9 protein-coding genes are annotated in these 10,906 nt (G+C 74.9%); 2 read left to right on the forward strand and 7 right to left on the reverse strand.

Features of this window, described 5'->3' with window-relative positions; translation table 11 throughout:
* The first annotated feature begins 5 nt into the window (after nt 1–5).
* Nucleotides 6–803: a putative protein N(5)-glutamine methyltransferase gene (locus tag GTQ99_RS13535; RefSeq protein WP_166616266.1), complete on the forward strand. Its 798-nt coding sequence runs from the start codon at nt 6–8 to the stop codon at nt 801–803.
* Nucleotides 804–858: 55 nt separating this feature from the next.
* Here the strand turns inward: GTQ99_RS13535 and GTQ99_RS13540 are convergent, their stop codons facing one another.
* Nucleotides 859–4,689 carry a replicative DNA helicase gene (locus tag GTQ99_RS13540; RefSeq protein WP_166616267.1) on the reverse strand — a complete coding sequence of 1,277 codons (3,831 nt, stop codon included), beginning with the start codon at nt 4,687–4,689 and terminating at the stop codon, nt 859–861.
* Between the two features lie 411 nt (nt 4,690–5,100).
* Between GTQ99_RS13540 and GTQ99_RS13545 the strand changes: the two genes are divergently transcribed.
* Nucleotides 5,101–6,462, forward strand: a complete 1,362-nt coding sequence (locus tag GTQ99_RS13545) for an MATE family efflux transporter (RefSeq protein WP_166616268.1) — start codon at nt 5,101–5,103, stop codon at nt 6,460–6,462.
* A gap of 64 nt (nt 6,463–6,526) precedes the next feature.
* Here the strand turns inward: GTQ99_RS13545 and GTQ99_RS13550 are convergent, their stop codons facing one another.
* From GTQ99_RS13550 to GTQ99_RS13575, 6 genes are all read right to left on the reverse strand, one after another.
* Entirely contained in the window at nt 6,527–7,528 is a 1,002-nt protein-coding gene (locus GTQ99_RS13550; RefSeq protein WP_338074980.1) for an iron-siderophore ABC transporter substrate-binding protein, read from the reverse strand.
* Nucleotides 7,529–7,693: 165 nt separating this feature from the next.
* A complete protein-coding gene (rplI, locus tag GTQ99_RS13555) occupies nt 7,694–8,146 on the reverse strand; it encodes a 50S ribosomal protein L9 (protein WP_166616262.1) in 453 nt (150 codons plus the stop codon).
* A 14-nt stretch (nt 8,147–8,160) separates the two neighbouring features.
* Entirely contained in the window at nt 8,161–8,397 is a 237-nt protein-coding gene (gene rpsR, locus GTQ99_RS13560; RefSeq protein WP_012085900.1) for a 30S ribosomal protein S18, read from the reverse strand.
* A 67-nt stretch (nt 8,398–8,464) separates the two neighbouring features.
* Nucleotides 8,465–9,049 carry a single-stranded DNA-binding protein gene (locus tag GTQ99_RS13565; RefSeq protein WP_166616263.1) on the reverse strand — a complete coding sequence of 195 codons (585 nt, stop codon included), beginning with the start codon at nt 9,047–9,049 and terminating at the stop codon, nt 8,465–8,467.
* Nucleotides 9,049–9,345: a 30S ribosomal protein S6 gene (gene rpsF, locus GTQ99_RS13570; RefSeq protein WP_166616264.1), complete on the reverse strand. Its 297-nt coding sequence runs from the start codon at nt 9,343–9,345 to the stop codon at nt 9,049–9,051. Before rpsF ends, GTQ99_RS13565 begins: the two co-directional genes overlap by 1 nt.
* Before the next feature lie 230 nt (nt 9,346–9,575).
* Nucleotides 9,576–10,906: glycosyltransferase 87 family protein (locus GTQ99_RS13575; RefSeq protein ID WP_166616265.1), on the reverse strand; the 1,331-nt coding region annotated here is incomplete at its 5' end.

Raw genomic sequence — 10,906 nt, forward strand, 5'->3', positions numbered from 1 at the left:
CCGCCGTGCCGGCCCCCCAGCAGGTCCCCGAGCAGACCCCCGCACGACCGTCCGTGACCGCCCGGCTGCGGGCCGCGGGCTGCGTCCACGCCGAGCAGGAGGCGGCCCTGCTCCAGGAGGCGGCCGACGGCGCGGACCTGGAGGCCCTCCTGGCGCGGCGGGTGGCCGGCGAGCGCCTGGAGGACGTCCTCGGCTGGGCGGGGTTCTGCGGCCTGCGGCTCGCGGTCGCACCCGGCGTCTTCGTGCCGCGCCACCGCAGCGCGGCCCTCGTCGAGCGCGCCGCCGCGCACGCCCGCCCCGGCGACGTCCTGCTCGACGTCTGCTGCGGCACGGGAGCGCTGGCCGCCGCCGTCTCGGCGCGCGTGCCCGGGCTGCGCGTGCACGCCACCGACCTCGACCCCGCCGCGGTGGACTGCGCCCGCCGCAACCTGCCCGGCGCGCACGTCGTCGCCGGGGACCTGTTCGCCGCGCTGCCGGCCGCGCTGCGCGGCGCGGTGGACGTCCTGCTCGCCAACGTGCCCTACGTGCCCACCGCGCACATCGCCCACCTGCCGCCGGAGATGCGCGAGGCCGAGGACCGCCGCGCCCTCGACGGCGGCGCCGACGGCCTCGACGTGCTGCGCCGCCTGCTGCACGAGGCGGGCGGCTGGCTCGGCGCCCGCGGGCGCTGCTTCGTCGAGCTCGACGAGTCGCAGGCCCCGACCGCGCTCGCGGCCGCCCGCACCGCCGGGCTGCGCGCCGCGGCGGAGACCGACGAGGACGAGGACGGCGACGGCACCACCGTCCTGGTGGTGCGGCGCTGACGGCTCCCCGGGTCGGCGCCCGGCCGGCCCCGGGTCGGCTCGGGTCAGCCCCGGGTCACGTCGCCATGTCGACGAAGCGCGAGTAGTGCCCCTGGAAGGCCACGGTGATCGTGTCGGTGGGGCCGTTGCGGTGCTTGGCGACGATGAAGTCGGCCTCCCCCGCGCGCGGGGACTCCTTCTCGTACATGTCCTCGCGGTGCAGCAGGATGACCATGTCGGCGTCCTGCTCGATCGAGTTGTGGACCGCGATCCCGTCGGCGATGAAGTTGTGGCCGCCCGCGACGGTCGCGTCGAACACCTGCTCCTCGCCGTCCGGATCGATGGCGACGACCTCGTCCCACAGGACGTCGTTCACCGCCATCACCTCCAGGTCCGCGCTGTCGAGGACCTGCGCGACCCGGCCGAGTCGTTCGCGCGAGGGGGCGTGCTTCCACAGGGTGCTGCCGGAGAACGACGTCCCCATCGCCGCGGCGAACTCGCGGTGCGTCATCCCGCGCTCCTGCAGCAGCTGCCGGACGTCGTCCCACACCTGGCGCGGCACGGTGTCCACGTTCGTGTTGCCGCTGACGTCGCGGACGACCTCCAGCAGCCGGTCGGCCGACGCGCCCCGCGCCCCGTGCACGCCGATCTCCTGCAGGAACCGCCGCTGGTCGTCCACGCCGGAGACGTCGAGGGTGTAGCCGGGCCGGTAGCCCGGCTTCGGCGTCGCCGTGCGGACGCGGGTGGAGATGCCGAACCGCAGCAGCAACCGCGACAGGTCGTCGACCAGGCGCCGGCTCGTCGAGGCGTAGTAGATCCGCCCACCGCGGCCGGCCCGCGACACGGTGACCGAGCCGTCCGTGGCCCACAGGTGGCGCAGGAACAGGGCGATCTGCCGCTTGGGGAGGTGGAACACCTCCTCGGGGACGAACTTCTCGTGGCTGCGCCTGCCGAACAGGCCGAGGTCGTCGAGCCACTCGGCGATCGGGTTGCGCTTGCCGTGGGTGAGCCGCAAGGGCGCGGGCAGGCGGAGCGTCGTGCAGCGCGCGGCGGCGTGCTCGTCGCGCACCGCGGTGATGCCGAACGCCGACGCGGCCGCGTCCGCCACCGCCGACAGGTTCGCCTCGTCGACGCTCGCGTAGCGCAGCGGCTGCCGCCTCGCGAAGGAGCCGTCACCGATGAGGTGCCCGAGCAGCACGACGCGGTCGTCCTCCCAGCCGGCGACGCGCTCGGGACCGGGCACGTGCCGCGGCACTGCGATCCGGTCCGCGACGCCGAGCTCCCCCAGCGGCTTCCACCCGTCGTAGGTGAGGAACGGGTGGTTCGCGGTGGCGCGGACCTCCTTGCCCGACGCCAGCCGCAGCCGGTGGACGGGCTTCACCCCCGTCGGGAAGACGTGCGTCAGGTGACGGCGGACGTAGCGCAGCGAGTCGTCGAGGGCCCAGACGGGCACGTCGCGCGCCTGCAGCGCGAACAGCTCACCCATCGTCGTCTCGGCGCCGGTGTCGGCGCGCAGCACGCGGGTGTCCGCCGTGAGGCAGCCGGACTCGCGCAGGTCGCTCATCTGCGGCTTCTTGTCCGTGCGCTGCTCCGGACCGCGGTTCAGCTGCGAGAGCGCGATGACCGGGACCTCGATCTCCTTGGCCAGCAGCTTGAGCGCGCGGGAGAACTCGGAGACCTCCTGCTGGCGGCTCTCGACGCGCTTGCCGCTCGTCATCAGCTGCAGGTAGTCGACGATGACGAGCTTGAGGTCGGCGCGCTGCTTGAGGCGGCGGCACTTGGAGCGGATCTCCATCAGCGACATGTTCGGCGAGTCGTCGATGTAGAGCGGGGCCTCGGACACCGAGCCCATCGTGCGGGCGAGCTTGGTCCAGTCGTCCTCGCGCATCGTGCCCTTGCGCATGTTCTGCAGGGGGATGCGCGCCTCCGCGGACAGCAGGCGCATGGAGATCTCGTTGCGGCCCATCTCCAGGGAGAAGATCACCGAGGCCAGGCCGTGCTTGATCGAGGCGGCGCGGGCGATGTCCAGTCCCAGGGTCGAGTTGTGCGTCGGGATCATCGACCGGCCGGCGAGGTAGAGGTGGTCGTCGTTCGAGACCTCCACGCAGCGCACGGGGACGGGGTCGATGCGGCGCACCTCGGTGATGAAGCGCGAGTCGCGTCGCGTGAACCGCCGCTGTCGACGGTCCTTGTGCGCGATGCGCTTGCGCTCGAGGCGGAAGACGTCGTCATCGGTGCTGAAGGTGATCGTGTAGGCCGTCGACGACGCGGCGGAGCGCCCGTCGACGCGCTTCTCGCTCCAGCCGGTCCGGTAGCCCAGGCTGTGCACGAGTTCACGGACGCCCTCGGCGAGCCGGCGCGAGGTCACGCTGAACTGCACGGTGCCGCTCGGCGCGACCGTCCCGTCGGTGTCCAGCAGACCGGCCAGCAGCGCCCGGCGCTGGGCCAGCGAGCCGCGCAGGTACGCGGCGGGGACGTGCTTGTCGCCGAGGACGCCGATGGTCCGCAGCCGGGCCTGCAGGGTGCCGTGGTGGTCGCGGCACTGCTGGCACAGCACCAGACCCGACGACGGACGGCCGCAGTCCGGGCAGGTCGGCTCCTGCCGGGGTGCGCCCGCACCGCGGGAGCGACCGCCGCAGCTGCGGCCGCAGGTCTTCACCTCGGAGGTGCGTGGCGTGAACTCCCGGCCGCAGACGACGCAGCCCCTCGTTGCGATGACGGGCGTCGGCAGGCGCAGCGAGTACGACATGCCGCCGCGGGGGACGACGACCAGCCCTTCGTCCTCCAGGTGCACGACGAGCTCGGGGTCCGCGGTGGTGATCTGCGCGGACGCGCTCGTGCCGTCGCCCAGCCAGGCCCCGAGGACGTAGGCGGGGACGAGGTGGTCCTGCTCCGGCAGCTCGAGCGGTGCGGCGAGGGCCACGGCGTGGTTGAGGCGCTGCTCGGCGCCTCCGCAGCGGACGGTGCCGGCGATCTCCTCGGTGGTCTTCACGGAGGGGAAGGTGCGCTGGTTCTTCGTGCGGTCGTACCCGGTGGCCGCCGCGTGGGCGGACTTGCGGGAGGCCCGGGTGCTGGTCAGCCACTGGTGCTGCGCGTCGGCCACGATCGAGCTGCCGTCGGAGAAGCGCACCTCGTAGCAGGGGCGGTCGAGCAGGACGTCGGTCGCTGCGACGACGCGGGTGGGGCGGCCGTCGGCGCCGAGGAGCTCGTCGCCGACCTGCACCCGCCCCATCGTCGTCCAGCCGCCCGGGGTGGGCAGCGGGGTGTCGAGGGCGAGCGCCTTGCCCACGGCGGGCCGCGCCGCGATGACGATCATCTGGCCGGGGTGCAGGCCGTTGGTGAGCTGGTCGAGGTCGGCGAAGCCGGTGGGGACGCCGACCATGCCCTCGCCGCGGTGGGAGCTGGCCTCGATCTCGTCGATGGTGCCCTCGATGACGTCGCCGAGGACGGCGTAGTCCTCCTTCACCCGCTTCTCGGTGACGGCGTAGACCTCGGCCTGGGCGGAGTTGACGATGGCCTCGACGTCCATGCCGTCGCCGCCGTAGCCCATCTGCACGATGCGGGTGCCGGCCTCCACCAGGCGGCGCAGCACGGCGCGCTCGCGCACGATGCGGGCGTAGAAGCCGGCGTTGGCGGCCGTGGGGACGGTGGAGATGAGGTCGTGCAGGTAGGGGGTGCCGCCGACGCGGGCGAGCTCGTTGCGGTTGGTGAGCTCGGCGGAGACGGTGACCGGGTCGGCGGGCTCGCCGCGCGAGTACAGGTCGAGGACGGCCTCGTAGATGAGCTCGTGGGCGGGGCGGTAGAAGTCGTTGCCCTTGAGGACCTCGACGACGTCGGCGATGGCGTCCTTGGACAGCATCATCCCGCCCAGCACGCCCTGCTCGGCGGCGATGTCCTGGGGGGGCATGCGGTCGAAGGACTCACCGCCGGCGGAGGAGCCCCCGTCGCGGCCGCGGCGGGGCTGACCGCCCTGGCCGTCGTACTGCGCGGGCGGCTCGTCGTAGGTGGTCACTGCGGCAAGCCCCTCTTCCCGGACGCCCTCTCGGCGGCCGTCGCCCGCAGGTCTACGGGAGGCGTCCGACACGAGCTCGACGTGCTCTCCAGGCACAGTGACCCACGCCCTGCCGCCGGGTCAAACGGCCCTGTGCACAGGTCGGTGGACAGGCTGTGGACGGCCTGGGGACCGTTGTGCACAGGGGGTGGACAACCCTGGGGACAACTTCGTGGATCCAGGGGGCCGGGGACGGTCGCACTGCGCTGACCTGCGACGATGCTGTCCACGCGGTGTGGAAGCACGAAGAGTGGTGTGGACGGGTGGATGGCGGACGGGTTGCGGTCTGGTAACGGCTCCCCCGGGCGGCTCGAGCCGGGGCGGCGGGACGCCGAGATCCTGCGGTTGGCCGTCCCCGCCCTGGGCGCGCTCGTGGCCGAACCGCTCTTCCTGCTGGCCGACTCCGCGATCGTGGGGCGGCTGGGGACGCTGCCGCTCGCCGGGCTGGGCATCGCCGGCGCGGTGCTGGGCACGGCCGTCAGCGTCTTCGTCTTCCTCGCCTACGGCACCACCGCGGGCGTGGCCCGCCGCCTGGGGGCCGGCGACCGGCGCGGTGCGCTGGCGCAGGGCGTGGACGGCGTGTGGCTCGCGCTGGGGCTGGGCGTGCTCAGCGCCGTGCTCGTGGGGCTGCTGTCGGGTCCCGTCGTCGACCTGCTGGGGGTGTCGGCCGCCGCCCGGCCGTTCGCGCTGACCTACCTGCGCTGGAGCCTGCCGGGCCTGCCCGGGATGCTCGTCGTCCTGGCGGCGACGGGGGTGCTGCGCGGCCTGCAGGACACCCGCACGCCGCTCGTGGTGGCCGCCGCGGGAGCCGCGCTCAACGCGGGGCTCAACCTGCTGCTCGTGCACGGCGCCGGCTGGGGGGTCGCCGGCTCGGCGATCGGCACCGCCGCCACCCAGCTGCTCATGGCGCTGGCGCTGGTGGCCGTCGTGGCGCGCGGGGTGCGGCGGGCCGGTGCCCGGGTGCGCCCGCACCCGCTGGGGGTGCTGCGCGGGGCCCGGGACGGCGTGCCGCTGCTGGTGCGGACGGTGACGCTGCGGGTGGCGCTGCTGCTGACGACGTTCGTGGCGGCCGCGCAGGGGGACGCGGGGATCGCGGCCCACCAGGTGGCGAGCACGGTGTGGACGACGGCGGCGCTGGCCCTGGACGCCCTGGCCATCGCCGCGCAGGCCCTCGTCGGGCGGGGGCTGGGCGCCGGGGGCGTGGACGAGGTGCGCGCCACGGTGCGCCAGGTGGTGCGCTGGGGCGTCGGTGCGGGCGCGGTGCTGGGCGCGCTGCTCGTGCCGGCGAGCGCGCCGGTGGCGGGCCTCTTCGCCCCGGACCCGGCCACCCGCGCCCACCTGGCCGCCGCGCTCGTCGTGCTGGGGCTGTGCCTGCCCCTGGCCGGGTGGGTCTTCGTCCTGGACGGCGTCCTCATCGGCGCCGGCGACGGGCGCTACCTGGCGCGTGCCGGGCTGGTGACGCTGGCCTGCTACGCGCCCTTCGCCCTGGGGGTGCTGCGGCTGGCGCCGGCCGGGCGCAGCGGGCTGGTGTGGCTGTGGATCGGCTTCGCCGGGGTGTTCACGCTGGCGCGGCTGCTCACGCTGGTGCGCCGCGAGCGCGGCGGCGCGTGGGTGGTCACGGGGGCCTGAGGCGCTCCCCCGCGGCCCCGGGGTGACCGGGAGCGCGGGGGGCCGCAGGGGGCCGGAAGGCCGCTCAGGCGGGGAGGATGCGCTCCAGCTGCGGCACGAGGGCGTCCAGGGCGTAGCGCACCGAGAGCACCGAGGCCAGGGAGTAGGCGTCGGAGACCTCCTCGTCGAGCACGAGCGCCCGCCCGGCCGCGACCGCCGGGACCGCCGTCCACAGCGGGTCGCCGGTGATGTCGGTGGCCGGGACGTAGATGGGGAAGGCGATGATCGCGTCGGCGTCCAGGAGGGTGAGCTGCTCGTTCGAGACGTCGACGCTGAAGCCGCCCTCGCCGACGGGCAGCGCGGCGACCTGCGGGTTCTGCACGAAGCCCAGGCGCTCCATGAACTCCACGCGCTCGCTGCCCTCGACGTAGGCGCCCCAGCCCTCGCTGGTGCGGGCGGCCGCGGTGACGGTGCGGTCCTTCCACTGCGGGTGGGCGGCGGCGGCCTGCTCGAAGGCGGTGTCGACCTCGTCGAGCAGGTCCTGGCCCTCGGCGGCCTTGCCGAGGGCCTGGGCGATCATCGTCACCTGGTCCCGGAGGTCGGTGAGGTAGGACTCGCCGTCGGCGGGGACGCCGAGGGTGGGGGCGATGGCGGCCAGCTTGGCGTGGCGGTCCTCGTCGCCGGAGCTCTTGACGTCGAGGATCAGGTCCGGCTGCAGCGCCGCGACGGCCTCGTAGGAGGGTTCCAGCGTCCCGATGATCTGCGGCGGGCTGGTGTACCTGCCGGCGGCCCAGGGGCCGACGCCCTCGCCGCCGAAGGCCAGCCAGTCGGAGGCGCCGACGGGCTGCACGCCCAGGGCCAGCGCGGTCTCCGCGTCGCCCCAGCCGAGGGCGACGACGCGCTGCGGCGCCTGCTCCAGGGTCACGTCGCCGAACTTCGTGGGGATGGTCACCGGGAAGCCGCCCGCCGCGGCCGGGGTGCCGGAGGTCGCCGAGCCGGTGGCGGGGCTCGAGTCGTCGCCGCAGGCGGACAGCGACAGGGCCGCGGCGGCGGAGGCGGCGAGGGCGGCACGACGGGACAGCAGCACGGGGGGACCTTCCGGCAGGCGGGAGCGGATCAGCCAGGCAAGCCTATCCTGACTCGACACCGGGCCCGCCCGGTGGCCGCCCGGGGCGTCGCGGGTGCCCCGGACGCGCGGAGGCCGGCCGCACCAGGGTGCGACCGGCCTCTGCTCGTGCGGTGAGCGCTCGGCTCAGGCGGTGGCCTCGACGACGTCGATGGTCACCGTGGCCGACACCTCGGGGTGCAGGCGGACGAGGGCCTTGTGCGTGCCGACGGTCTTGATCGGCTGCAGGATCTCGACCTTGCGCTTGTCGACCGCGGGGCCGCCGGCGGCGGTCACGGCCTGCGCGACGTCGGCCGGGGTGATGGCCCCGAAGAGGCGGCCGCCCTGGCCGGCGCGGGCGGCGAAGGCCACCGTGCGCGACTCCAGCGACTGCTTCACGGCCTTGGCGTCGTCGAGCGAGGCGATCTCGCGGCTCTTGCGGGCCTTGCGGATCGTCTCGACCTGCTTCTCGCCGCCCTTGGACCACGGGGTGGCCAGGTTGCGCGGGAGCAGGAAGTTGCGGCCGTAGCCGTCCTTGACCTCGACGACGTCGCCGGGGGCTCCGAGGCCGGTGACCTCGTGGGTGAGGATGAGCTTCATCTCGTGTCCCCTCCTCAGCGGGCGGAGCTGCTGTAGGGCAGCAGCGCCATCTCGCGGGCGTTCTTGATCGCCTTGGCGATCTGCCGCTGCTCCTGGACGGACACGCCCGTCACCCGACGCGCGCGGATCTTGCCGCGGTCGGAGATGAACTTGCGCAGCAGCGCGGTGTCCTTGTAGTCGACCGCCTCGATCTTGGCGGCCTTCAGCGGGTTCTGCTTCTTCTTGGGCTTGCGCACGGGCACCTTGGCCATCGTGGTGCTCCCCTCTCGTGAGAGCCCAGGGGTTCGAGCCCTGGGATGGGTCAGTGGTGGACGACCGTCAGAACGGCGGGTCGTCGTTGGACGAACCGCCCCAGCCGCCGCTGGAGCCGCCGCCCGAGGGGCCGGTGGCCCACGGGTCCTCCTGCTGCTGACCACCGGCGGCGGGACCGCCGGAGGAGGAGCCGGAGGCGCCCCAGCCGCCGGAGCCGCCGGAGCCGCTGCCGCCACCGGAGTTGCCGCCGCCGCCGAAGCCGCCGCCACCGCCGCCCCCACCACCGCGCGAGGTCTTGTTGACCTTCGCGGTCGCGTAGCGCAGCGAGGGGCCGACCTCGTCGACCTGCATCTCGATGACGGTGCGCTTCTCGCCTTCCTTCGTGTCGAAGGTCCGCGACTGCAGGCGTCCGGTCACCACGACCCGGGTGCCGCGCGTGAGGGACTCGGCGACGTTCTCCGCCGCCTCGCGCCAGATCGCGCAGCGCATGAACAGCGTCTCGCCGTCCTTCCACTCGTTCGACTGGCGGTCGAACGTGCGGGGCGTCGAGGCGACCGTGAAGTTGGCCACCGCGGCGCCGGAGGGGGTGAAGCGCAGCTCGGGGTCGTTGGTGAGGTTCCCGATCAGCGTGATGACGGTCTCGCCCGCCATCAGGCGGCCTCGGCGCGGAGCAGCTTCGTCCGCAGCACCGCCTCGTTGAGGTTGAGCTGGCGGTCCAGCTCCTGGGCCACGGCCGGCTCGGTGTTGAGCTCGACGACCGCGTAGATGCCCTCGGACTTCTTCTTGATGTCGTAGGCGAGCCGGCGGCGGCCCCAGATGTCGACCTTGCCGACCTCGCCACCACCCTGGCGGACCACGTTGAGGAAGCGGTCGAGCGACGGTCCGACCGTGCGCTCCTCCAGCTCCGCGTCGAGGATCACCATGAGCTCGTACTGACGCGCGCTCATTCCCCACCTCCTTCGGTCTCGAGCGGCCACGGTCTCTCCGTGGCAGGAGGGTCTCGGTGCGTCGTCCGGACCCGACCGCGGAAGCGGTGCGGGCACGGGACCACACGAGTCTACCGGCCCTCGGGGGCCCACCCTGCCGCGAGCGGCGGGCACCGGCGCCGCCGTCCACAGCGCCCGGCCGCCGCCGCGCCGCCACCGCTCCTGTGGACCCCCGGACGGGGAGGTGCGGGTCAGGCGACGCGGACGACGAGGGCGTCGGGGGCGCGGTCGAAGTCGCCGCCCGAGGGGTCGTCCAGGCCGCGGACGGTGCGCACCGGGTCCGCGGCCGGGCGGCGCGCGTCGCGCACCACGCACGCCACCAGCCAGCCGATCGCCGCCAGCCGAACGAGCAGCACCAGCGCGTACAGCTCCGCCGGCAGCGCCCGGTCCGGGGTGGACTGCCCGGCGATGTACAGCCACACCGCGCCGAAGTAGACGCCCTCCGCCACCCACCACAGCAGGTGCTCGCGCCAGCGCGGCACCGCCAGCGCCGCCAGCGGCAGCAGCCACAGCGAGGCCTGCACCGGGAAGGAGGGGCCCAGCGCGCAGAAGCCCGCCACGAGCAGGAACGCCACCTGCGCCAGCCGCGGCCGGCGCGGCGTCCACAGCACGAACACCGCGACGAGCACCGTCCAGACCACCCACGCGCCCACCGCCAGCGCGGTGACCGCGCCGCTGGGCAGCCCGACGGCGTCGCGGGCGCCCCCGGCCTGCTGCACCAGCTGCGGCAGCAGCCACGGGGAGCCGTAGCCGGCCCGCTGGTCGCCGAAGGCCGTCAGGTGGGCGCTCCAGGCCTGCGGGCGCGCCAGCGCGAACGGCAGGTCCACCGCCAGCCAGGCCGCGGCGGCCGCCGCCAGCGTCGTGGCGCTCGCGCGCCAGCGCCCGGTCCGCACCGCCAGCAGCACGATCGCCAGCAGCAGCAGGGCCGGGTAGGTGCGGGCGGCGACGGCCAGCCCGAGCAGCAGCCCGGCCGCGACGGGGCGCCGGCGCGCCCACGCGGCCATCCCCGCGGCGGCCAGCGCGACACCGAGGAGGTCGAAGGAGACCAGGGCGCTGAGCAGCAGGACCGGGCTGGCGGCCACGAGCAGCGCGTCCCAGCCGCGGCGCCGGCCCGCGCTCACCCGCACCGCGACGACCACGGTGAGCGCCGCGAGCAGCAGAACGACGCTGCCGGCGTCGAAGTAGGCGCGCTGGGCCTCCACGCTCACCTGCGCCGGGGCGGCGCGGCCCACCAGCCAGGCCAGCACGGCCGTGAGCGGCGGCTGCCCCAGCGAGACGCCCTCGGCGTAGGGGCCCAGGCCCGCGGCCAGGCCGGAGGAGGTGTAGACGACCGGCAGGTCCGAGTAGCAGGCGTGCACGAACTGGTCGGGGGTGTTCCACCCCTGCGCCCGGCAGTGGTGCTTGGTGAGCGCGCCGAGCGCCACGACGAGCGAGGCCAGGGCCACCGACACCGGCAGCGCGCGCGCCCACCACGGCCCCTCGCCGCCGAGCCGGCGCCCGGCCGGGCCGCCGAGGACCTCGG

Origin of the sequence: Kineococcus vitellinus, from assembly GCF_009906315.1 — a bacterium.
Classification (GTDB): Bacteria; Actinomycetota; Actinomycetes; order Actinomycetales; family Kineococcaceae; genus Kineococcus; species Kineococcus vitellinus.